Here is a 20,314-nt window from a genome sequence, read left to right as displayed (position 1 = left end):
TTGTCATCGCTTTACCTGCTTCAACGCTAATAGAGCGAGATTCATGCCACTTTGCTAAACTTAATAAAAAGCCTTATAAATCAACGACCGTTTTTAAAGGCAAAATCGGTCGCTGAATAACTGCGTCAGTTATTTGGCTGCTTGAACCAAGGTGGTGTGGTCAATCTGGTCAATCGACGTAACGCCGGTCAAGGTCATGGCCACGCGCATTTCCTTGGCGAAAATATCCAGCAGGTTTTCCACGCCGTGCTGGCCGGCGGCGGCCAAGGCATACACGGTCGAGCGCCCCAGCAGGCAACCCTTGGCACCGAGGGCGAGCATGCGCACCACGTCGAGCCCGGAGCGAATGCCTGAGTCCACCAGCACGGTCAGGTCATCACCCACGGCCTCGGCAATCGGCGGCAGTGCTTTGGCGGTCGACAACACGCCGTCGAGCTGGCGGCCGCCATGGTTGGAGACCACGATGCCATCGGCACCGAAACTGACCGCGTCCTTGGCGTCCTGTGGGTCGAGGATGCCCTTGATGATCATCGGGCCCTTCCAGAACTCGCGGATCCACTCCAGGTCTTTCCAACTGATCGACGGGTCGAAATTGTTCGCCAGCCAGCCGATGTAATCTTCCAGGTGGGTGGGTTTGCCGAGGTAGTTGGAAATATTGCCCAAGTCGTGGGGGCGGCCCATCAAGCCCACGTCGAATGCCCATTGTGGCTTGGTGATGGCCTGCAGCATCCGACGTGAGGCCGCGTACGGCCCGGACATGCCCGAGTGCGCATCACGATAGCGTGCGCCCGGCGTCGGCATGTCCACGGTGAACACCAGTGTCGTCACTCCGGCCGCCTGGGCCCGCTCCAGCGCGTTACGCATGAAACCGCGATCCTTGAGCACATAGAGCTGGAACCAGATCGACTGCGGGCTTTGCGACGCCACTTCTTCAATCGGGCACACCGACACGGTCGACAGGCAGAACGGTATGCCCTTGTTGGCTGCGGCCTTGGCCGCCTGCACCTCACCACGCCGCGCATACATGCCGGTCAAGCCGACCGGGCTGAGGATAATCGGCATGTCCTGTTCCTTGCCGAACAACGTGGTCTTGAGGCTCAGGTTGTCGACATTGCGCAGGATGCGCTGGCGCAGGCTGATCTCGGCCAGGTCCGAACCGTTGGCGCGCATTGTGTGCTCGGCGTAAGCGCCGCCGTCGATGTAGTCGAACAGGAAGCGCGGCAGCTTGCGTTTGGCGGCTGCGCGGTAGTCGGAGGCGGACGAGATGATCATGAAGGGATTCTCTACAGAGCTTGGTCACCCCACGATAAGCAAAAAACTGGCATGATAAAAACAACTTTTATCACTAGCATCCAGTCGCTAAAGGAATACTGATGAACCTGCGCACATTGCGTGCCTTTGTTGAAGTGGTGCGCCAGGGCGGTTTCTCCCAGGCGGCTGACGTGGTGGCATTGACTCAATCCACCGTGAGCAAGGCGGTCAAGACACTGGAGGATGAATTGGGCACGCCGCTGCTTAACCGCCTGGGTCACAAGAATGAACTGACAGCCGCCGGCGAAATTGCTTACCGCCGCGCCCTGGTGTTGCTCGCTGAGCAAAACGATTTGGTGGCTGAGATCAATGATCTGCGGGGTCTCAAGCGCGGCGTACTGCGCATAGGCTTGCCGCCGGTAGGCTGCGGTGTACTGTTCGCGGCGATGTTCGCCGCCTACCGCACGCGCTACCCCGACATCGAAATCGAACTCACCGAGTACGGCAGCAAAAGGCTGCGTGAATGCCTGGAAGCCGGGGAGGTCGACCTCGCGGCCCTGCTGCTGCCAGCGGATCAAGGGTTTGACTACCAACCCGTGCGCAATGAACCGCTGATGGCTGTGTTACCCATGAGCCACCCACTGGCGCGGCGCAAACGCATCGACTTCACCGACCTCGCCGACTCCCCGTTCATCTTGTTCGAAGCCGGCTTCGCCCTGAACGCCAAAATCCTCGCCGCCTGCGAGCTCAAAGGTGTGACGCCACGGGTAACGGCGCGTAGCGGGCAAATCGACTTTATCGTCGACCTGGTCTCTGCAGGATTGGGTGTCGCCTTTTTGCCGCGCATGCTCGCACTCAAGCATCAGCACGCCGGGATTGCCTTGATCCCCCTGGACGAGCCGCACACCGATTGGCACATCGCCCTGGCTTGGCGTGCCAGTGCCCACCTGCCACCCGCCGCCCGCGCATGGCTGGACCTGGCCAAAGAAATGGCCAGCCCTGTGCGGTGAAGGAACCCGCTGTGCAGGTTTTTGCCTGAAATGCATCGCAGTGCTTGACTTCTTCTTTTTAATCAGTAACATACGGCGCATTCCGCGATAGCTCAGTTGGTAGAGCAAATGACTGTTAATCATTGGGTCCCTGGTTCGAGTCCAGGTCGTGGAGCCAGATAGAGAAAAGCCTGCAGCGATGCAGGCTTTTTTTTGGCTTGGATTTGGCTCGTTCGTTGGGGGCGCAGCCGGGTCCGGCCGTTCAACTCAGTCGCCAGCGCTTTTCCTCCACCGGTTAAATTCCCAGGTTCAAGACGTCACGCGCGAGCGGGCGCTCTGTATTTAAGCGCGGGAGGCTGGTAAGTATGGCGGCGAACAGTGGTTTGGTAGCCCGTCATGAAGCGTCATTTTGAAGATTTGCAGCTAGGCAGCATTGAGCTGTTTTGTCTCGCAGCCGAAGCCAATAGTTTCACCGCTGCCGCGCAAACAGCGGGGGTGACGCCGGCGGCGGTGAGCCGCAGCATCTCGCGCCTGGAGGAGCGTCTGGGTTCGCGCCTGTTTGTGCGCACCACCCGCAGCATTCGGCTTACCGAGAGCGGCAGGATTTTTTTCGAGCAATGCCGCCAGGCGTTGACGCAACTGGTCGAGGCGCAACAGGCAGTCATGGGCGCGCAGTCTGTCCCGTCCGGGCTGCTGCGCATCAGTATCCCTACCACCTACGCCCACCACCGTTTGCTGCCGTTGTTGCCCAAATTTCGTGCGCTGTACCCTCAAGTCAGCGTCGACATCCACATCAGCAATCGCAATATCGACTTCGTCGCCGAAGGTTATGACCTGGCCATTCGCGTGCGTGCCCAGCCGGACTCGTCGCTGATCGCGCGCCCGCTGGAAGAGGCTGAACTGGTGGTGGTGGCAGCCCCGGCTTACCTCAAGCGAGTCGGTACGCCGCAGACCTTGGAGGATTTGCCCGGGCATGAGTGCATCCAGTACGAACTGCCGAGTAATGGCCGGCGTATTTCCTGGTTGTTCCAGGTGGACGGCAAAGCCCAGGAGTATGTAGGGGCGGCGGGGTACAGCTGTGCCGATGATGTGCTGGGTGGCGTGACCCTGGCCAAACACGGGGCCGGGCTGTTTCAGACGTACAGGTTTATTGTTGAGCAAGCGCTGGCTGAGGGCAGTCTCGTGGAAGTGTTGAAACCGTTTGGGGGACGCTCGCGGCCGTTTACGTTGCTGTATCCCCACGGGCGCTACGTGCCACATCGGGTGCGTGCGTTTGTGGATTTTTTGCTCGGGTATCGGGAGCTGTGGGCGAAGGACTCAACACTGCCATAAGAATTTCGCCGAGACGCCCGAGCAGTCGCACTCGAAAAGGTAAGCGCAACCGCCTGCGAAGTTCATCTCCGTTGTGTGGTCGGGGCCCGGTTCGAGCTGTGCGACAAAGCGCATCGGTGCGTTGCAATGGTTGCAACTCGGTGTTTGCTCGGCCTGTAACCAGCAAGGTGCGCCGCCAAGCTGGCCGAGGACGTCGCGACGGCGACCGCTAAACGCGTTGTGCGCCTGCGTGTAATCAACGGCCTGGGTCGGCTCGACCCGTGCGCCGTAGCCTGTGCCGCGGGTCACTTGGCCCGCGCTCGGCAGGGCCGCGACGTGCAGGTCGTTGACTGGCACGCACACCACCGCGTTGGCACCGCCGTCTGCTTCCCACTGCCCGCATTCACCGGGGTTTTCATCGCACATAAAAATCAGGTGCAGGTGCTGGGCGCCGGTAGGGCGGATCTGCCCAAGAAATTGCAGAGGGCTCGCGCAACCCTTGCAAGTGGGCCAGGCAAAGCCTTCGTTAACCGATGGCGTGCCACCAAACCGTGTGTCGGCACAGGCGCCCGGTGTGACGGTGGGCTCGGCAATCAGCAAATGGATGGACGGCGAGGTGCCCATCGTGGACGTCGGTGTTTTCAAGCCGCCGAACAGTTTTTTGAAGAGCTTCATGCGCATGCCATCCGTTTAAACGGTTTCGTTGTCTGCGACTCTGCGGCCCACCCTCGCAGAAGCAATCTCCCACGTCTGCATGAGCTGTGTGATTGCGGCATCAAGGGTGGCGTGTGCCACATCATCGCGCGCCAGGATCGAAACGCCCTGCAGGAAACTGTCGAACACCGTTGCCATCACCGGCGCATCAAGCGTGTCCGGGAGTTGCCCGGCACGGATTGCACGCTCAACACACGCCACGATGCCCGCCCGCGTTCGTGCGCGCGATTGCGTCAAGGCATCCGCCACCCGCGCATTTTCAGGGCTGGGTGCGCTCATCACACCCAGTGCCACCATGCAGCCCTTGGGGTGCCCGTCCTCACACTGCATGCGTGTCGACTGGCGCAGCGCGGTTTCGATGGCCTCGCGCGGTGGCAAGGTGTCGTCCCACAAGCATTCGGTAACCTGGGCATAGGTCGCGAGGTAGCGCTGCACGCATTCATCGAACAGCGCCTCTTTGGAGCCGAACGCCGCGTAAAAACTCGGCGCAGAGATGCCGCCGCCCAAGCCGGCTTTGAGCTGGGCGAGGGAGGTGGCGTCGTAGCCGTGCTCCCAGAACAGGTGCAGGGCCTGTTCCACGGCGTGGTCACGGTCAAAATTACGCGGGCGGCCCATTTGCGCCATGTCGAGACTCCTCTGAAGAACGAGATAAATACTAGTCGATACATAAGTCATTGACAATGCAGTACGCCCGCCTGCAACATTTGTATCGATCAGTATTTAAGTGGCTCAAAAGGAGTTTCCCGTGACCCCCTCACTCAGCGTATCCGCGTCGTCCGAGCGCTTGCCCATTGGCGCCTTGCTCGCCCTGGCCATGACCGGCTTTATCTGCATCGTCACTGAAACCCTGCCCGCCGGCCTGTTGCCGTTGATCAGCACAGGCCTGTCGATTTCGCCGTCGGCAGCCGGGCAGATGGTCACCGCCTACGCCTTGGGCTCCGTGCTGGCGGTGATCCCGATGACGATCGCCACCCGTGGCTGGCGGCGGCGAAATGTGCTGTTGCTGACCATTGTCGGCTTCCTGCTGTTCAACTCCATCACGGCGCTGTCGTCCCACTATGGCGTCACCCTGGTGGCGCGTTTCTTCGCTGGTGTGGCGGCGGGTTTGGCCTGGAGCCTGCTGGCGGGTTACGCGCGGCGTATGGTCGCGCCGGAGCAACAGGGCAGGGCGCTTGCCTTGGCGATGGTCGGCACACCGATTGCGCTGTCGTTGGGCGTACCGCTCGGCACGTGGCTGGGTGGCCTGGTGGGTTGGCGCACCACGTTCGGCCTGATGTCGGCGCTGACCCTGGTGCTGATCGTGTGGGTGCTGGTGAAGGTCCCGGACTATCCGCCGCAGGCGGCGCATCAGCGTGTGTCGCTGGGTAACGTGCTGACCACCCCCGGCGTGCGGCCGGTGCTGGCGGTCGTGATCAGTTGGATGCTGGCGCACAACATTCTGTACACCTACATCGCACCCTTCGTGGCGCCTGCGGGCTTGAGCGATCGCGTCGATCTGGTGCTGCTGGTGTTCGGCATCGCCGCGTTGGCGGGGATTTGGCTGACGGCAAAACTGGTCGAGCCGCTGTTGCGCACGACCGTACTGGCGAGCCTCGCGACGTTCGCGGCGGTCTGCGTGGTGTTCGGCTTCTCGGGCCGTGTACCCAGCGTCATCTACCTCGGCATGGCCGTGTGGGGGCTGAGTTTCGGTGGCGCGGCAACATTGCTGCAAACCGCGCTGGCGGATGCCGCCGGGGATGGCGCGGATGTGGCGCTGTCGCTGAACGTGGTGGCGTGGAACAGTGCGATTGCCGGCAGCGGTGTGGTCGGCGGCGTGCTGCTGGATACCTGGGGCGTCGCCTCGTTTCCCTGGGCGATGGTGGTATTAATAGCGGTATCGTTTTTGATCGCCTGGGGCGCTCATGCCCACGGGTTCAAACCGGGTGCACGTGAGACAGAAAAACCGGCCGTGGCCGGGCACTAATCTGACTTAGTTGGGTCAATAATCCTCGCAATATCATTCACTTGGCTCCGTTTTTCGGAGCCTGCCGCCTCACTCCCTTTCGAAGAAGTCATGCATGCACCTGCGCAAAATTGCAGTTGGGCTGTCGGCCCTTGTTTTGCTATCCACTGGCGTACAAGCCCGTGGCCTGCTGGACCTGATCAAGTTACCCACCCCGGAACACACTGCTCGCTCCGGCTCGATCAGCCAGCACGCGGCCCTCGACCTTTATTCCAGTAAAGAAAAACAGCTTTCATTCGACGCCTGCGTCGACCTGTTCCCAGGCGCCACGCCGATCAACACGGCCAGCGTGCCCGCCACGATGAAACCCCTGGCGTTGTGTTCGGATAACTTCGCGGTGCTCTACTCACAAACCAGCAAGACGCCGCTGGTGGTGGTCGAACGCTTGAATGCCGCCCAGTTGAAGGACGCCAAGGGCGAGGAGCGCACCAACCAGTTCTACGCGGACCCGCGCATTCCCAAGGGCGCGCGCGCAGAGTTGAGCGACTACCGTGGCCAGCATCCGGCGGTCGACCGTGGTCACCAGTCGCCGGCCGCTGATGCGCCGAATGCGAATGCCATGGCCCAATCTTTCGCGCTGTCGAACATGGTGCCGCAAGACCCCACCAACAACCGCAAGATCTGGAGCAAGGTCGAGGCGGACGTGCGCAAGTTTGCCGTGCGTGCCGGCGGCGATGTGTTTGTGTTTACCGGCCCGCTGTTTGACGCGGGCTACAGCACCATCGGCGACAACAAGGTCTGGGTGCCGACGCGTCTGTTCAAGCTGGTCTACGACACCTCGTCGAAACGCGCCTGGGCCTATGTGCTGCCCAATGCGGAAACCCGTGTCCAAAAGCCGATGGACTACGACACCTTTGTGAAAAGCACCGGGCTCAAGTTGCTGGGCAATCTTCCGGTCACCGGGTCGGTGGGGCGCACCTGATGTGACACCCCCAAGGCTGGCAGAACCGCCAGCCTTACCTGGCCTTCTTCAGCGCCTTCAACCGTAACGTCGCGCGCTGTACGGCGGCCATTTTCTCCGGGCGCTTCATGCGCTTCCACTTACGGATGTCGTCCTTGCTCCGTCCACAGCTGACGCACAGATCACCACTCAGTTGGCAAGTGGAGATGCAGGGGTTCTCGATATCTTTAGCCAAGGGTTCACCTGGGTTTGCTAGGGCGCGCGCGGCTAGGCCGCACGAAATTCAACGGTGAGGTGGCTCACTTCATGCACCGGTTTGAGGCGCTCGCGAATGCTTTCGGCATCGGTGGTCGAGCGGCCCACCACGCTGACGATGGCCGCGTGCGCGTCGGGGCCGACGCGCCACACGTGCAGATCGGTAATCGTCGCATCACCGGGTTGTTCGACGAGTTCACGAATTTCTGCGGCGACGTGTTCATCGGTTTGATCCAGCAATACGCCAGCGGTCGTGCGCATCAAACTCCAGGACCACCGCGCAATCACCACCGCGCCGACGATACCCATCGCCGGGTCCAGCCACACCCAGCCCAGATAACGGCCGGCCAGCAACGCGGCGATGGCGAGCACAGAGGTCAGCGCATCGGCGAGCACATGCACGTAGGCTGAGCGCATGTTGTTGTCGTGGCCATGATGGTCGTGGTCGTGGTCGTGATCATGCCCGTGGCTGTGACCGTGGCCCAGCAACAGCGCGCTGACGACATTTACTGCCAGCCCCACCACCGCAATCAGCGTGGCTGTACCAAACTGCACTTCAGCCGGCTGCAGCAAGCGCATCACCGACTCGACACCAATGCCCAAGGACACCAGCGCCAGGATAAGCGCCGAGGCGAAGCCACCCAGGTCGCCGACTTTGCCGGTGCCGAAGCTGTAGCGTGAGTTACTCGCATTGCGCCTGGCGTAGGCGTAGGCCGCAGCGGCAATGCCCAGCGCCGCCGCATGGGTAGCCATGTGAAAGCCGTCCGCCATTAGCGCCATGGAACCGGTCACGGCCCCGGCGGCAATTTCTGCGACCATCATCACCACCGTCAGCATCACCACCCACAGGGTGCGTTTGGCGTTTTCGTCATGGGCCGAACCGAGGAAGACATGTTCGTGCGTGTGAGCACTAGGGAGGGCGTTCATTTGGAGTACCGCCGAATGGCTTCCAGCAGTTCTTCAACGCCGCGTGCGCGGGCCTCCTCGCTGAGTGAGGGATCGGCCACATGCGCCCTGGCATGGTCTTCGATAATTTCTTCCATCAAGCCGTTGATGGCGCCGCGTGTGGCGGCCACCAGGTGCAGCGTCTTGGCGCAGTCGAGGTCTGACTCCAGCGCTCGCTCAACCGCCTGGAGCTGCCCGGCGATGCGTTTGACGCGCTTGATCAGGCTGTCTTTGTTTGCGGCGATGTGGCCCACGATATACCCCTCCTACCTATGAGGGTGCGGATCATTGCATACCCCGCCCCCCTATGCAATGTTGCGCGTGCGGCGACATGCTCAAGGCGGCTACCTGGGCTTATCCAACTGGCGCCTGAGGGTGTAAAGCGCCACGCCAACCGCCAGAATGCCGGACACCGCGCCGACCACCAGCGCCCAGCGCGGGCCCAGGTGGTCGGCCACCCAACCGACGATGGGCGCACCCAGCGGCGTGCCACCCAGTGCGACGGCGACGCGCAGGGCGATCACCCGGCCGCGCATGGCCGGCTCCGTGGTGAGTTGCATCAAGCTGTTGGTGGTGTTGCTGAACGTCATCGCGCCCACGCCGATGATCACCAGCGCAATCGCGAACATCCAGTAATTGGGCGCCAGGGCCGCCAGGAAACAGCCAAACCCGAACACCGCGGCACCAATCAACAGTGACTTGAACTGCGGTCGTTCACTGCCCGCGGCAATCAATGCCCCGGCGATGGTGCCGATGGCCAGGGTCGAGGTCAGCAGGCCGTAGCCACGCGCATCGGCCTGGAACACGCTGACGGCCATGGTCGAGATAAAAATCGGGAAGTTCATGCCGAAGGTGCCGATCAGAAACAGCATCAGCAAGATTGCCTTCAGGTCCGGCCGCGCCCACACATAACGCATGCCCTCGGTCAGGCTGCCTTTGGTGCGTGGGGCGCGCACCTTGGTGTGCAGACGCGAGACGCGCAGGAAAAACAGGGACGCCAGCACCGCAAAAAAACTCGAACCATTGAGCAGGAACGCCCAGCCGGTGCCGACCGAAGCGATGGTCACGCCCGCCACCGCCGGGCCGATCATGCGCGCCATATTGAACGACGTTGAGTTGAGTGCGATGGCATTCGACAAGTCCTTCTCGCCCACCAGCTCCGCCACAAAAATCTGCCGCACCGGTGCATCGAAGGCCGAGGCACACCCTGATAGAAACGCAAACACATAGACGTGCCAGAGCTGCACGAACCCGGTGATGGTAAACACCCCCAGTGTCAGCGCGAGTACGCCCATGACCGCCTGGGTGGCGATCAGCAGTTTGCGCTGGTCGTAGTGGTCGGCGGCAAAACCGGTCCAGGGCAGCAACAACAGCTGCGGCCCGAACTGCAACGCCATGACGATGCCCACGGCCGCGGCGTTGTGCGGCGTGAGCTGGGTGAGCACCAGCCAGTCCTGGGCGGTGCGCTGCATCCAGGTGCCGACGTTGGACACCAGGGCGCCGGCGGCCCAGATGCGGTAGTTGGGGCTGCGCAGGGAGCGGAAAGTGCCGAGGACACTCATGACGGCTTCAGTTACCCCCGTTGCCGAGCGGCCCGAGCAAGGTCGGTGCCGTGCCCGATTTACCGCGCGTGGGGAATACGCGCTGACGGTGGCAGGCGTGCGCTTCGATGATCAGGGCGGTGGTTGCGTCCAGCGAGGTGACAGCCATGCTACTTCCTCAATCGGGTCGTACAACAATCAGCAAGGCGCGCCAGCGATTTCACCGCAGCGGCGAGTTCGTCGTGTGCCTGGGGCGACAGGTGTTGATGCAACGGTGCAAGCGTAGGCGGCATGAGCTGAATGTTACCAGTCTGGGTTTATACTTGCCGTCATCCCACCCACCCGATTCAAACAGACTGAGATTCGCCATGAGCACCTCGCTTCCCCTGACGCCCGCGCGCAAGCCCTTCGCGCCGCTGGTGGCCTTTATCGTCCTGGTCGTCGGCGCCGTATTCCTGCAAAACAGCGTCGGCTCGCGCCAAGTGCTGTTGCTGGTGGTCGGTGCCGCGCTGGGCTTGACCTTGTACCACGCCGCCTTCGGCTTCACGTCGGCCTGGCGTGTATTTATCAATGATCGGCGCGGCGCCGGTTTGCGTGCGCAAATGGTGATGCTGGCCGTGGCGGTGCTGTTGTTTTTCCCGGCGCTGGGGGCCGGCACCTTGTTCGGTCAGCCGGTGGTCGGGCTGGTGGCGCCGGCTGGCGTGTCGGTGGTGTTTGGGGCATTTATTTTCGGCATCGGCATGCAGTTGGGCGGCGGTTGCGCATCGGGCACGCTGTTCACCGTGGGCGGCGGGAATGCGCGCATGCTGGTGACACTGTTGTTCTTTATTTGCGGTTCGTTGATCGCTACGCACCATGTTGATTGGTGGTTTGCGTTGCCCGCGTTCCCGGCGGTCTCCATTGTCAAAAGCTTTGGCGTGTTACCGGCATTGCTCGTCAGCCTGGCTGCGTTCGGCCTTATCGCCGCCCTCACCGTACGCCTGGAAAAGCGCCGTCATGGCCAGCTTGAGGCGGGCGTAACCAGCGAACACCTCGGCTTGCGCCGCTTCCTGCGCGGGCCATGGCCATTGGTGTGGGGCGCGATTGGCCTGGCACTGCTCAACTACGCGACCCTGGCATTGGCCGGGCGGCCGTGGGGCATTACGTCGGCGTTCGCGCTGTGGGGCGCCAAGGTGGCAAGCGGGTTGGGTATCGATGTGGCCAGTTGGGCGTTCTGGCAACTGCCCGGCAATGCCAAGGCCCTGGCGGCGCCGGTGTGGGCAGACATCACCAGTGTGATGGACGTGGGTATCATCCTCGGCGCGCTGTTGGCCGCAGGCCTGGCCGGGCGTTTCGCCCCCAGCCTGAACATCCCGGCGCGCTCGCTGGTGGCGGCGGTTATCGGTGGCTTGATGTTGGGTTATGGGTCGCGGCTGGCCTACGGTTGTAATATCGGCGCGTACTTCAGTGGCATCGCCTCGGGCAGCCTGCATGGCTGGGTATGGTTGGTGGCGGCGTTTATCGGTAACAGCGTGGGCGTGCGGTTGCGGCCATGGTTCTTCGCCGGCGAACGGCCGCAGGTAGCGTTGAGCGGTTGCTGAGCGCACAACAATCGATAAGGTACCCGCATGATTCGAGAACTAAGGACCTTTGTGAGTGCCGCGCGGCGCGGCACGTTTGCCGCTGCCGGCCAGCACGTGGGGCTGACGCAATCGGCCGTGAGCGCGCAGATCAAGCACCTTGAGGACGCGCTCGGGGTCAAGCTGTTCGATCGCACCGGCCGCTCTGCCACGCTCAACTGCGCAGGGCAGCGGGCGGTGCCGCTGGCGGAAGAGATCCTCGATATCTTCTCGCGTATGGGCACCCCGGACAGCGCGAACAACTTTCAGGGCGCGTTGCGTATCGGTGCCATCGGCAGTGTGCAAACCGGCCTCCTGCCTCAGGCGCTGGTGGCCCTCAAGCAGCGTGCACCGTTCATTGAAGTGAACCTGGTGCCCGGCGTTTCGCTGAACTTGCTCAGCCAGGTCGATGCCGGTGAGCTGGACCTGGCGATCATGATCCGCCCGCCGTTCAACCTGCCCAAAGACCTGAGTGTCGAGGTCATCGCCCGCGAGCCCTTCGTATTGATCGCCGCCAGGGACGTGCAGGGCGATGACCCGTTGCAACTTCTCCGCGAGCAGCCCTTTGTGCGCTATGACCGCGGTTCGTTCGGCGGGCGCCAGGTCACGCAGTTTCTCAAGGAGCAACACATCCACACTCAACCCGCCCTCGAACTCGACGAGCTGGACGCCATCGTTAAGATGGTCCGCAGCGGCCTCGGCGTTTCCCTGGTGCCCATGGCCGGCATGTGGCTGGAACACGGCAGCGACGTGCGGGTTTTGCGCTTGGAGAACCTCACGTTCTTTCGTGAAATCGTGCTGCTGAGCAAGTACGCCCAACGCCAATTGCCGCTCTTCGAGTTATTCAGGGCGTGCGTCATGGACGTGCTGGACGCTGCGAAGTAGGGCGCGAGCATCGAAAAAATTGAGGCTCAGGGCGCAAGATATCCGCTTTATCGCCCCGTCGTTCTAGTGAAGAATCGTGCGCTAACCAACAGCCCTTGCAGGTAGCCACCGTGAGCCTTTCGCCCTTTCATTTAGCGATTCCCGTCTACGACCTCGCCGCCGCGCGCCACTTCTACGGCGACGTGTTCGGGCTCTGCGAAGGCCGTTCCAGCGCCCAATGGGTCGATTTCGACTTCTACGGCCACCAGTTGGTGATCCACGAACACCCCAAGACTGAATCCCAGGCATCGGTGCACGCCAACTCGGTTGACGGCCACGACGTACCGGTCCCGCATTTCGGCATCATCCTGCACTGGGACCAGTGGGAAGCCTTGGCGGATCGGCTCAGGGCGCGCGAAACCCGCTTTGTGATCGAGCCCTACATTCGTTTCCAGGGCCAGGTGGGCGAGCAGGCCACCATGTTCCTGTTCGACCCCTGCGGTAACGCGCTGGAGTTCAAGGCGTTCAAGGACATGAGTCAGCTGTTCGCCAAGTAATTGCACACCCGTTGCCGGCCGTCACTTATGTCCGAATCGGTCCTGAAGTGGTCCGCCGCGCGTCTGTTGCACAGTCGCGTGTGTGCCTACCATGGCTTGCATCACTTACCGTAGTGCAAGCCCAGAGGACACGTCATGAGCCGCAAAGCCCTTATCGTAATCGATGCGCAACATTCGTTTCGTCATTCAACCTACTGGTCCGAAAATGACCTGCCGGGTTACCTTGAAAAACAGCAGGCGCTCATCGACGGGTGTGTTCAACAAGGCATCCCGGTGATACAAGTCTTCCATGTCGAAGACCAGGGGCATTTCTCGCTGGCCTCGGGCAATGTCAGGGCGTTGAGCGAGTTGTCGATCAACCCCGACGTGATCATTCACAAGCGCTACCACAGCGCCTTTGCCGGAACGCCGTTGGCGGCCCGGCTCACGGAGAGGGGAGTCACCACGGTGATCATCAGTGGCATTCGGACCGAACAGTGCTGTGAAACCACCACGCGCCAGGCCTCGGACAGTGGCCTCAGTGTAGATTTCGTCAGCGAGGCGACCTTGACCTTCCCCATGACCCACGCCCGCAGCGGTCGGGTTTACACCTCGGCAGAGATTCGCGAGCGTACCGAACTGGTGCTGGACGAGCGTTTTGCCCGCATCGTGACGGTGGCCCAGGCGTTGGAGGGGTGAACCCATGACCGTGCCGGTGCTGTTCGTGCTGCTGCCCAACGTGCTGATGCTGGACCTGGCGGGCCCTGCCGAAGTGCTGCGCCTGGCCGCTCAAGCCGAGGACCCGGCGGCCATCGACTTCGATTTGCAGTACGTCAGCCCGGTGCAATCCCTGCAAACCTCCATCGGCTTGCCGCTCACGGGGTTGGCGCCGCTCCCGCCAACCCTGGCGCCGGGCACGTGGGTGGTGTTGGTGGGCTCGACGTCAAAGGTCACGGCGCAGCGCCGGCAGGCGTTCGAGTCGGCCAGCGATACGCTGACCCAGTGGCTGCAAAATGTCTTCGCCGTGTCGGGCGAGCGGCTGATGTGCGTTTGCGCAGGCGCCTTGAGTGCCGCCCGTGCAGGCCTGCTCGACGGGCGCCAGTGCACCACGCACCATGCGTTGTGCTCGACGTTACAAGGACTGGCCCCCAAGGCGCGGGTGTTGGAAAACCGCCTTTACGTCACCGACGGTCCGGTCAGTTGCAGCGCCGGTGTGACGGCGGGCATCGACCTGATGCTGCACCTCGTCGCGCAACTGGCCGGGCCCCGGCTGGCCTGTGCCGTCGCGCGGGATATGGTGGTGTACATGCGGCGCAGCGGCGCCGACCCGCAGCTTTCGCCGTGGATCGCCGGGCGCAACCACCTGCACCCGGCCGTGCATCGGGTGCAGGACGCAATCGCCGCGGCGCCCTGTGAGGTGTGGACCGTCACGCGCATGGCCAGCCTGGCCTGCACCAGCAGCCGGCACCTGGCGCGGTTGTTCCACGAGCATGTCGGCAGCAGTCCGCTGGACTACCTGCACACGCTGCGGTTAACCGTGGCCCGTGAGTTGCTGGTTGAGTCGACCCTGGACATTGAAACCGTCGCCGAGCGCGCAGGCTTTGGTTCGGCGCGCCATCTGCGGCGCATCTGGGGCAAATATGAAGCGGGGACGCCTTCAGCTGGGCGTGTCGCCGCCGCTGGTTGAGGCTTGCTCAACCTCAGCGTCCAGTTTCGCGCGGTCGGCTTTGCTGATGTACTTATCTTTGCTTTTCGGCGCCAATTTGGCGCTGGCTTTTTTGGCTTTGGCCTTAAAGAGCTGCTGGAGTTTTTTCTGGCGATTCATGACGTGCTACTCAGCGGGTAATTGCTGGAATGATATCAGCTTAAGTCACTGACTCAGGTGTCGGCGTCAGGGCCTCGATACGGGCATACGTTCACCCGCGTTGTTGGCCTGCCTTGGTGTACCGCGCTCTGACAGGGCGGGGTGCGGGTGCAGACGCGTTGTTGGCACCTGATCGCCCGATGAATCTTCAGGGGCAGGAGGCAGGGTCGGGCGGGAATGCTACAGTCGGTTCGCCCAGTGACCTTAAGGTAAGCCTGGGCCTCATTATTCTCATGTCGATTCAGGAAGGCACGCCCATGCAAACCACTCCTCCCGAAGGCTTACCTGTTTACCGGTTACTCACCGGTAAAGATGACGCATCGTTCTGTCATCGAGTCTCTGAAGCCCTCGCGCTGGGCTACCAGCTGTATGGCTCGCCCGCGGCCACCTTCAATGGCGAACACGTCGTGGTGGCTCAGGCTATCGTTTGGAACCCCGTCAAGTAGGCCGTGGTGGCTCACCTCGATAACAGCGAAGGCCGGCCCGGCGCGGTTCATTCGCCCAGCGCCGCAGCGACCTCCTTGGCCACCTGCATAAACGCTCGAGACGCGGACGACTGATAAACCCCTTTGCGCTGCATCAGCACCGCCGTGCGCTGCAGCCGCTGCGGCCCAAGCTCAATCGCCAGCAACTCCGGATGCGCTCGCGCAATGGCCGCCGGCAACAGCGTCGACAAGGTGGTCCTGCGCACCACCTCAGTGAGCGCACCGATCACATTTGCCTCCATCACCACGCGCGGGCGGATACCGTGTTGCTTGCAATAGCGGTCAATCTGCTCACGCGTGGCAAACTCGGCGCTCAGCAGAATCAGCGATTCTGCATTCAATGCTTCCAGCCCAATAGCCTGCGCCGCGGCCAGCGGGTGCTGATTGCCCACCACCAGCGCGAGTGTTTCGACCAGCAGGGGATAGGCGTCGATGTCTTGGGCGTGCCGCTCATCAAACGCGATGCCCACATCCAGCTCATCGGCCAGCAGTTGCAGCTCCATCTGTTCCTGGGCGACCTCACGCACGTTCAGCGTGATGTTCGGGTACCGGCGGTGAAAGGCTTCGACCAGTGGCCCGACCAGGTACGTGGTGAAGGTCGGCGTGACCGCAATCCGCAGCGTCCCTCGGCTCAGGTCGCCGACGTCATGGATCGCACGTGTGCCTTCCTGCAGTTCCTGCGCCGCTCGCAGCGCATAGTGCAGGTAAACCTCCCCGGCATCGGTCAGGCGCGTCTTGCGCCCTGAGCGATCAAACAACTGCGCGCCAAGGCTTTCTTCCAACTGCCGCACTTGCTGCGACAGCGCCGGCTGTGAGACATGCAGCGCCGCTGCGGCTTTGGTGAAACCTTGATGCTGCGCGACCGCAAGGAAGTATTGGATGTGTCGTGCCAGCATGGCTGTATCCATAAGATTATCTGATGTGCTTGATCATATATGAGACTTTTACCTTATTAAATGGGCTGGGTAACCTTTGCTTCATCGCATCGCGAACCCAAGGAGTCACCCATGCAAGACATCATCGACGGTTTCCTGAAATTTCAACGTAACGCCTTCCCCGAGCGTGCCGGCCTGTTCAAAGACCTGGCCAACCAACAGAGCCCACGGGCGCTGTTCATCTCCTGCTCCGACAGCCGCCTGGTGCCAGAGCTAGTCACGCAGCGTGAGCCCGGTGACCTGTTCGTCATCCGCAACGCCGGCAACATCGTGCCGTCCTACGGCCCCGAGCCGGGCGGCGTGTCGGCTTCGGTGGAATACGCCGTCGCCGCCTTGCAAGTCAGCGACATCGTGATTTGCGGGCACTCCGACTGCGGCGCGATGACCGCCATCGCCACCTGCAAATGCCTGGACCACATGCCCGCCGTGGCTGGCTGGTTGCGCTACGCCGACTCCGGCCGAGTCGTGAACGAGGCCCGCCAGCACGTCGACCCGCACGCCAAGGTCGCCTCCATGGTCCGCGAAAACGTCATCGCGCAGTTGGCCAACATTCAGACGCACCCTTCGGTACGCCTGGCCCTCGAAGAAAAGCGCGTGACCTTGCATGGCTGGGTCTACGACATCGAGAGCGGCTGCATCCAGGCCTTCGATGGCCGCACCGGCAAGTTCGTGGCCCTGGCCGACAACCCGACCGTACGCGCTGTTTCGTACTGACCCCGCAAGCGAAGAAAGTTGAAGGTGGCAGCTGGCTTGCCTGCGATGGCATCCACCCGGTCTGCCTGGCACACCCAGTTGCCTGCATCGCAGGCAAGCCAGCTCCCACACTTGATCTTCGGCGCTGTCCCGATTGGCACTAGCCGTTTCACCCTTAATGTTTACCCACGGAGATAACCCCATGATCCAGTCACAAATCAGCCAAAACACTCGCCTTGCCCTGGCCGACGTCATCCTCCTGGCCAAAGCCCGCAAAGACCTGTCGTTCGCCCAGATCGCCGAAGGCACGGGCCTGCACGAAGCCTTCGTCACCGCCGCCTTGCTCGGCCAGCACCCACTGCCGGCCGACGCCGCCCAAGTGGTTGCCGACACCCTGGGGCTCGACGCCGATGCCGTGCTCCTGCTGCAAACCATCCCGGTGCGCGGCAGCATCGGCAACGGTATCCCCACCGACCCGACCATCTACCGTTTCTACGAAATGATTCAGGTCTACGGCACCACGCTCAAGGCGCTGGTTCACGAGAAGTTTGGCGACGGCATCATCAGCGCCATCAACTTCAAGCTCGACGTTAAAAAGGTCGACGACCCGGACGGCGGCTCCCGCGCCGTGATCACCCTGGATGGCAAATACCTGCCGACCAAACCGTTCTGATCCCGCTACCCGTGAGCCCGGCGCTGCACAGGCGCCGGGTTCGCCTTTCCTCATGCTGCCGAAGAGGTGATCTGAAAATGAAAGCGTTACGTGTACTGATACTCGGCGTGTTTTGCGCCGCAGCGATGGCCGACGAGCCACTCCCGGTCGAGCAATACAGCTACGCCCAGCACCTGGACATCGCCCGTGTGATTTCCACCAGCGAAGTGCCGGACGTCTGCGCGGTGGTGCCCGTGCGGATGACCTATGAAGACGCCAAGGGTCAGCGGCACATTCTCGAATACCACGTGATGGGTAACGGCTGCTCCAACGGTTGAGCCGTCCATTGTTTGTTTTTTAACGTTGCGCCCGGTGCGCCTGAGGGCTGCAACAGTGAGGGTCGGTTTCATGGATTTAATCTTTCGCAACGTACGCATTGATGACGCACAACCGCTGATGGATGTGGCGGTGCACAACGGCAACATCGTCGAGGTTGCGCCGAACATCGCAGCCCAGGCCCGCCAGGAAATCCAGGGCCACGGCAACGTGCTGATACCGGGGTTTGTCGAAGGGCACCTGCACCTGGAAAAAGCCCACGTCATGCATCGCCAGGCCAATCGCTCCGGCACGTTGAAAGAGGCGATCGCGGTCACCGCACAACTCAAACCCACCTTGACCCGCGACGACATCCTCGAACGCTCCACCCAGGTACTGCGCGCCCTGGTGCAGGCGGGCACCACCCACGTGCGCGCCCACGCCGAGTTCGACCCGGTACAAGGCTTTACCGGGTTTGATGGGGTGCTGGAACTGCGCGAAAAATTTCGCGACGTGATTGATATCCAGGTGGTCGCTTTCCCGCAGGAAGGCATCTTCAAGCTGCCCGGCATGCAGGCGATGATGGTCGAGGCCATGGAAAAAGGCGCCGATGTGGTCGGCGGCATTCCCTACAACGATGTCTCGGCGCAGGAACATATCGACTACGTGTTCAGCCTGGCCAAGCGTTACGGCAAGGACATCGACTTCCACCAGGATTTTGCCGACGACGCCGAACACATGAGCATTGACTACCTGGCACGCAAGACGATTCAGGAAGGCTACCAGGGCCGCGTGTGTGTCGGGCACTTGACCAGCCTGGGCGCCGTAGCGCCACACCCACAGCGCGAGATTATTGAGCGGGTTCGCGACGCTGGCATCAGCGTGATGTGCCTGCCGGCAACCGACCTGCACCTGGGGGCGCGCAGCGACACCCACAACGTGCGCCGCGCACTGACGCCGGTACGCGCCCTGCGCGATGGCGGCGTGAACGTGTGCCTGGCCACCAACAATATCCGCAACGCATTTACCCCGTTTGGCACCGGCGATTTGCTAAATATCGCGCAACTGGCGATTCCTGCCTGTCACCTGGGTGGGGCGGATGACCAGGCCACGGTGTTGTCGATGCTCACCACCAACCCGGCGCAAGCGCTGGGGCTCAAGCACTATGGGTTGGCGCCGGGTAAGCAGGCCGATTTGGTGTTGCTGGACACGCGCTCGGTCGGCGATGTCATCCTCGATCTGCCGACGCGCCTGATGGTGCTCAAACGCGGGAAAATCGTGGCAACCTCGACCTGTCAGCGTTCGCTGGTTTTTTGACCCGGGGTGTTTGCGCGGGTCAGAAACTCGCTGATCAGCGTCACCACCTGCTGCTGAATCACCGCCCGTGGCCGAGCCCCTTCACCGTCCCGGCAAATCATGCCGTCGCCCGGCGAGCTCTCTTCAATCAGCGCCATGCCGCCCGGCTTGCAGATCGACATAAAGCTGAAGTGCGTGGCGTCGCTGATCTCCACGTACTGCGTCGAAGTTTTAGGCAGGCGCTTGACCATGTCGGCGGATTCCAATTCGGGGGACATGTCCTCCGTGGGCACGCCACCTGCAATCACCAGCGCCGGTACCGGCAATGCGCCAAGGCTTGCGCTGGTCAGGCCGCGTGACAGGCCCAGGTCCAAAGACACAATCGCGGTGACGCGTTTGTCGCTCAAATCAGCCGCCAGTTGCGCCTTGCCGGCTGGCGTGCCGGCAGGGTTCATTTGCTGGTAGCCGATGCAGCCGCCCAACTTAGGGTGTTCGGCGCAGTCACGGCTGAACAGGTCGGGGTCGAAACGCGCACCGGCGATTTCCAGCACGGTCCAGCCGCCGAGGGAGTGGCCCACCGCTGCAATCTGATGTTGCGCCACCGCGCCAAACAGCTTCGGCTGAGCCAGCACCGCGTCAATCGCGCGGCTCAGGTCGGCCGGGCGTCGCCATAACTGGGCGGCGGCTTGCGGGCTGCGGTCCTGGGTGGTGGTGCCGGGGTGGTTGACCGCCGCCACGATGTAACCCTTGTGCGCCAACGCGCTGGCCAGCCACACCAGCTTGCCCCAATTGCCACCGTAACCGTGGGAAAGCACCACCAGCGGATGCTCACCGGCAGCCGGTGCCGCGTCGGGCACGGCGAGGGCGCCGATGAACACCGCGTTGTCGGCGATCAGCTCGGGTTTGGCGGCGGTGGCGGCGGGGTACCAGACCGCCAGTTCCAGTGGGCGCTGGCTTTTTGCATCCGGCAGGGTCGCGGTTTTGAAACCGACGGGGCTTTCGGCCGCCAGGGCCGGGGTCGCCAGGCACAGCAGGAACAGGGCGCGCAGCAGTGTTTTCATGGTTTTAATCTTCCTTGATTGGGGGGCGCATCATCACCTGAAATCCCCTCGCAATGCATCCCCCTTTCCTGCAAATACGCCGCCTGTTCCGACTGCGTTGGGCTGC

At 62.3% G+C, this 20,314-nt stretch carries 25 protein-coding genes and 1 tRNA gene; 15 read left to right on the top strand and 11 right to left on the bottom strand.

All coding sequences use genetic code 11. The features are described from left to right. Nucleotides 1-129: 129 nt before the first annotated feature. Nucleotides 130-1,272 (bottom strand): FMN-dependent L-lactate dehydrogenase LldD, encoded by a 1,143-nt coding sequence (gene lldD, locus CPH89_RS00705; protein WP_053257197.1) that lies wholly within the window; start codon nt 1,270-1,272, stop codon nt 130-132. Between the two features lie 101 nt (nt 1,273-1,373). On the opposite strand from lldD, the gene CPH89_RS00700 reads away from it, so the two are divergent. The 3 genes from CPH89_RS00700 (at nt 1,374) to CPH89_RS00690 (ending at nt 3,572) form a co-directional block, all read left to right on the top strand. Further along, complete coding sequence (locus CPH89_RS00700) at nt 1,374-2,261, top strand: LysR family transcriptional regulator (RefSeq protein ID WP_053257196.1); 888 nt, start codon at nt 1,374-1,376, stop codon at nt 2,259-2,261. A gap of 81 nt (nt 2,262-2,342) precedes the next feature. After that, a tRNA-Asn gene (locus CPH89_RS00695) sits at nt 2,343-2,418 on the top strand. 218 nt (nt 2,419-2,636) lie between these two features. Beyond that, nucleotides 2,637-3,572 carry a LysR family transcriptional regulator gene (locus CPH89_RS00690; RefSeq protein ID WP_053257195.1) on the top strand — a complete coding sequence of 312 codons (936 nt, stop codon included), beginning with the start codon at nt 2,637-2,639 and terminating at the stop codon, nt 3,570-3,572. On the opposite strand, the gene CPH89_RS00685 is transcribed toward CPH89_RS00690, so the two are convergent. Then, nucleotides 3,558-4,226, bottom strand: a complete 669-nt coding sequence (locus tag CPH89_RS00685) for a hypothetical protein (RefSeq protein WP_053257194.1) — start codon at nt 4,224-4,226, stop codon at nt 3,558-3,560. The genes CPH89_RS00690 and CPH89_RS00685 overlap by 15 nt on opposite strands. A 15-nt stretch (nt 4,227-4,241) precedes the next feature. After that, nucleotides 4,242-4,889 carry a TetR/AcrR family transcriptional regulator gene (locus CPH89_RS00680; RefSeq protein WP_053257193.1) on the bottom strand — a complete coding sequence of 216 codons (648 nt, stop codon included), beginning with the start codon at nt 4,887-4,889 and terminating at the stop codon, nt 4,242-4,244. A gap of 121 nt (nt 4,890-5,010) precedes the next feature. Between CPH89_RS00680 and CPH89_RS00675 the strand changes: the two genes are divergently transcribed. Together CPH89_RS00675 and CPH89_RS00670 are read left to right on the top strand one after the other, a co-directional pair. Continuing rightward, complete coding sequence (locus CPH89_RS00675) at nt 5,011-6,228, top strand: MFS transporter (RefSeq protein ID WP_053257192.1); 1,218 nt, start codon at nt 5,011-5,013, stop codon at nt 6,226-6,228. A gap of 94 nt (nt 6,229-6,322) precedes the next feature. After that, nucleotides 6,323-7,189: a DNA/RNA non-specific endonuclease gene (locus tag CPH89_RS00670; RefSeq protein WP_053257191.1), complete on the top strand. Its 867-nt coding sequence runs from the start codon at nt 6,323-6,325 to the stop codon at nt 7,187-7,189. 34 nt (nt 7,190-7,223) lie between these two features. Here CPH89_RS00670 and CPH89_RS00665 read toward each other — a convergent pair whose 3' ends face one another. The 5 genes from CPH89_RS00665 to CPH89_RS30045 all read right to left on the bottom strand — a co-directional run bounded on the left by CPH89_RS00665 (nt 7,224) and on the right by CPH89_RS30045 (nt 10,078). Further along, entirely contained in the window at nt 7,224-7,403 is a 180-nt protein-coding gene (locus CPH89_RS00665; RefSeq protein ID WP_053257190.1) for a DUF1289 domain-containing protein, read from the bottom strand. A gap of 32 nt (nt 7,404-7,435) precedes the next feature. After that, the gene (gene dmeF / locus CPH89_RS00660; protein ID WP_053257189.1) at nt 7,436-8,350 is read right to left on the bottom strand and encodes a CDF family Co(II)/Ni(II) efflux transporter DmeF; all 915 of its coding nucleotides are present in this window, start codon (nt 8,348-8,350) and stop codon (nt 7,436-7,438) included. Continuing rightward, complete coding sequence (locus CPH89_RS00655; protein WP_053257188.1) at nt 8,347-8,622, bottom strand: metal/formaldehyde-sensitive transcriptional repressor; 276 nt, start codon at nt 8,620-8,622, stop codon at nt 8,347-8,349. Before CPH89_RS00655 ends, dmeF begins: the two co-directional genes overlap by 4 nt. Nucleotides 8,623-8,712: 90 nt before the next feature. Next, the gene (locus CPH89_RS00650) at nt 8,713-9,930 is read right to left on the bottom strand and encodes an MFS transporter (protein ID WP_053257187.1); all 1,218 of its coding nucleotides are present in this window, start codon (nt 9,928-9,930) and stop codon (nt 8,713-8,715) included. A 7-nt stretch (nt 9,931-9,937) separates the two neighbouring features. After that, complete coding sequence (locus CPH89_RS30045; protein ID WP_155512288.1) at nt 9,938-10,078, bottom strand: hypothetical protein; 141 nt, start codon at nt 10,076-10,078, stop codon at nt 9,938-9,940. Between the two features lie 199 nt (nt 10,079-10,277). On the opposite strand from CPH89_RS30045, the gene CPH89_RS00645 reads away from it, so the two are divergent. The 5 genes from CPH89_RS00645 to CPH89_RS00625 all read left to right on the top strand — a co-directional run bounded on the left by CPH89_RS00645 (nt 10,278) and on the right by CPH89_RS00625 (nt 14,594). After that, nucleotides 10,278-11,489: a YeeE/YedE family protein gene (locus tag CPH89_RS00645; RefSeq protein WP_053257186.1), complete on the top strand. Its 1,212-nt coding sequence runs from the start codon at nt 10,278-10,280 to the stop codon at nt 11,487-11,489. A 27-nt stretch (nt 11,490-11,516) separates the two neighbouring features. Beyond that, nucleotides 11,517-12,392 (top strand): LysR family transcriptional regulator, encoded by an 876-nt coding sequence (locus tag CPH89_RS00640; RefSeq protein ID WP_053257185.1) that lies wholly within the window; start codon nt 11,517-11,519, stop codon nt 12,390-12,392. 110 nt (nt 12,393-12,502) lie between these two features. Then, nucleotides 12,503-12,928 carry a VOC family protein gene (locus tag CPH89_RS00635; RefSeq protein ID WP_053257184.1) on the top strand — a complete coding sequence of 142 codons (426 nt, stop codon included), beginning with the start codon at nt 12,503-12,505 and terminating at the stop codon, nt 12,926-12,928. Between the two features lie 135 nt (nt 12,929-13,063). Continuing rightward, the gene (locus CPH89_RS00630) at nt 13,064-13,606 is read left to right on the top strand and encodes a cysteine hydrolase family protein (protein ID WP_053257183.1); all 543 of its coding nucleotides are present in this window, start codon (nt 13,064-13,066) and stop codon (nt 13,604-13,606) included. A gap of 4 nt (nt 13,607-13,610) precedes the next feature. Then, nucleotides 13,611-14,594: a GlxA family transcriptional regulator gene (locus CPH89_RS00625; RefSeq protein ID WP_053257182.1), complete on the top strand. Its 984-nt coding sequence runs from the start codon at nt 13,611-13,613 to the stop codon at nt 14,592-14,594. Here CPH89_RS00625 and CPH89_RS00620 read toward each other — a convergent pair. Continuing rightward, entirely contained in the window at nt 14,565-14,732 is a 168-nt protein-coding gene (locus tag CPH89_RS00620; protein WP_069551007.1) for a DUF2986 domain-containing protein, read from the bottom strand. The genes CPH89_RS00625 and CPH89_RS00620 overlap by 30 nt on opposite strands. Nucleotides 14,733-15,028: 296 nt before the next feature. Here CPH89_RS00620 and CPH89_RS00615 point away from each other — a divergent pair, with 296 nt between their 5' ends. Further along, a complete protein-coding gene (locus CPH89_RS00615) occupies nt 15,029-15,217 on the top strand; it encodes a DUF1737 domain-containing protein (RefSeq protein ID WP_081006398.1) in 189 nt (62 codons plus the stop codon). Between the two features lie 47 nt (nt 15,218-15,264). Here the strand turns inward: CPH89_RS00615 and cynR are convergent, their stop codons facing one another. Next, the gene (cynR, locus tag CPH89_RS00610) at nt 15,265-16,152 is read right to left on the bottom strand and encodes a transcriptional regulator CynR (RefSeq protein ID WP_053257180.1); all 888 of its coding nucleotides are present in this window, start codon (nt 16,150-16,152) and stop codon (nt 15,265-15,267) included. Nucleotides 16,153-16,263: 111 nt separating this feature from the next. Here cynR and CPH89_RS00605 point away from each other — a divergent pair, with 111 nt between their 5' ends. The 4 genes from CPH89_RS00605 to CPH89_RS00590 all read left to right on the top strand — a co-directional run bounded on the left by CPH89_RS00605 (nt 16,264) and on the right by CPH89_RS00590 (nt 19,168). After that, entirely contained in the window at nt 16,264-16,905 is a 642-nt protein-coding gene (locus tag CPH89_RS00605; RefSeq protein WP_053257179.1) for a carbonic anhydrase, read from the top strand. Between the two features lie 181 nt (nt 16,906-17,086). Continuing rightward, nucleotides 17,087-17,557 carry a cyanase gene (gene cynS, locus CPH89_RS00600; protein ID WP_053257178.1) on the top strand — a complete coding sequence of 157 codons (471 nt, stop codon included), beginning with the start codon at nt 17,087-17,089 and terminating at the stop codon, nt 17,555-17,557. Between the two features lie 77 nt (nt 17,558-17,634). Further along, nucleotides 17,635-17,874 (top strand): DUF2790 domain-containing protein, encoded by a 240-nt coding sequence (locus CPH89_RS00595; protein ID WP_053257177.1) that lies wholly within the window; start codon nt 17,635-17,637, stop codon nt 17,872-17,874. A gap of 70 nt (nt 17,875-17,944) precedes the next feature. Then, a complete protein-coding gene (locus tag CPH89_RS00590; RefSeq protein WP_053257176.1) occupies nt 17,945-19,168 on the top strand; it encodes an amidohydrolase family protein in 1,224 nt (407 codons plus the stop codon). Here CPH89_RS00590 and CPH89_RS00585 read toward each other — a convergent pair. Beyond that, nucleotides 19,147-20,208, bottom strand: a complete 1,062-nt coding sequence (locus CPH89_RS00585) for an alpha/beta hydrolase family protein (RefSeq protein ID WP_053257175.1) — start codon at nt 20,206-20,208, stop codon at nt 19,147-19,149. The genes CPH89_RS00590 and CPH89_RS00585 overlap by 22 nt on opposite strands. Between the last annotated feature and the right edge of the window lie 106 nt (nt 20,209-20,314).

Source organism: Pseudomonas fluorescens (assembly GCF_900215245.1).
GTDB lineage: Bacteria > Pseudomonadota > Gammaproteobacteria > Pseudomonadales > Pseudomonadaceae > Aquipseudomonas > Aquipseudomonas fluorescens.
The sequence above is the reverse complement of the archived record's forward strand: the minus strand, read 5'-3'. Positions and strand labels throughout refer to the sequence as shown.

Coding starts and splice junctions, on each gene's coding strand:
- lldD (WP_053257197.1), bottom strand. CDS start 1,272: ATGATCATCTCGTCCGCCTCCGACTACCGCGCAGCCGCCAAACGCAAG.
- CPH89_RS00700 (WP_053257196.1), top strand. CDS start 1,374: ATGAACCTGCGCACATTGCGTGCCTTTGTTGAAGTGGTGCGCCAGGGC.
- CPH89_RS00690 (WP_053257195.1), top strand. CDS start 2,637: ATGAAGCGTCATTTTGAAGATTTGCAGCTAGGCAGCATTGAGCTGTTT.
- CPH89_RS00685 (WP_053257194.1), bottom strand. CDS start 4,226: ATGAAGCTCTTCAAAAAACTGTTCGGCGGCTTGAAAACACCGACGTCC.
- CPH89_RS00680 (WP_053257193.1), bottom strand. CDS start 4,889: ATGGCGCAAATGGGCCGCCCGCGTAATTTTGACCGTGACCACGCCGTG.
- CPH89_RS00670 (WP_053257191.1), top strand. CDS start 6,323: ATGCACCTGCGCAAAATTGCAGTTGGGCTGTCGGCCCTTGTTTTGCTA.
- dmeF (WP_053257189.1), bottom strand. CDS start 8,350: ATGAACGCCCTCCCTAGTGCTCACACGCACGAACATGTCTTCCTCGGT.
- CPH89_RS00650 (WP_053257187.1), bottom strand. CDS start 9,930: ATGAGTGTCCTCGGCACTTTCCGCTCCCTGCGCAGCCCCAACTACCGC.
- CPH89_RS30045 (WP_155512288.1), bottom strand. CDS start 10,078: ATGGCTGTCACCTCGCTGGACGCAACCACCGCCCTGATCATCGAAGCG.
- CPH89_RS00645 (WP_053257186.1), top strand. CDS start 10,278: ATGAGCACCTCGCTTCCCCTGACGCCCGCGCGCAAGCCCTTCGCGCCG.
- CPH89_RS00640 (WP_053257185.1), top strand. CDS start 11,517: ATGATTCGAGAACTAAGGACCTTTGTGAGTGCCGCGCGGCGCGGCACG.
- CPH89_RS00630 (WP_053257183.1), top strand. CDS start 13,064: ATGAGCCGCAAAGCCCTTATCGTAATCGATGCGCAACATTCGTTTCGT.
- CPH89_RS00625 (WP_053257182.1), top strand. CDS start 13,611: ATGACCGTGCCGGTGCTGTTCGTGCTGCTGCCCAACGTGCTGATGCTG.
- CPH89_RS00620 (WP_069551007.1), bottom strand. CDS start 14,732: ATGAATCGCCAGAAAAAACTCCAGCAGCTCTTTAAGGCCAAAGCCAAA.
- CPH89_RS00615 (WP_081006398.1), top strand. CDS start 15,029: ATGCAAACCACTCCTCCCGAAGGCTTACCTGTTTACCGGTTACTCACC.
- cynR (WP_053257180.1), bottom strand. CDS start 16,152: ATGCTGGCACGACACATCCAATACTTCCTTGCGGTCGCGCAGCATCAA.
- CPH89_RS00605 (WP_053257179.1), top strand. CDS start 16,264: ATGCAAGACATCATCGACGGTTTCCTGAAATTTCAACGTAACGCCTTC.
- cynS (WP_053257178.1), top strand. CDS start 17,087: ATGATCCAGTCACAAATCAGCCAAAACACTCGCCTTGCCCTGGCCGAC.
- CPH89_RS00595 (WP_053257177.1), top strand. CDS start 17,635: ATGAAAGCGTTACGTGTACTGATACTCGGCGTGTTTTGCGCCGCAGCG.
- CPH89_RS00590 (WP_053257176.1), top strand. CDS start 17,945: ATGGATTTAATCTTTCGCAACGTACGCATTGATGACGCACAACCGCTG.
- CPH89_RS00585 (WP_053257175.1), bottom strand. CDS start 20,208: ATGAAAACACTGCTGCGCGCCCTGTTCCTGCTGTGCCTGGCGACCCCG.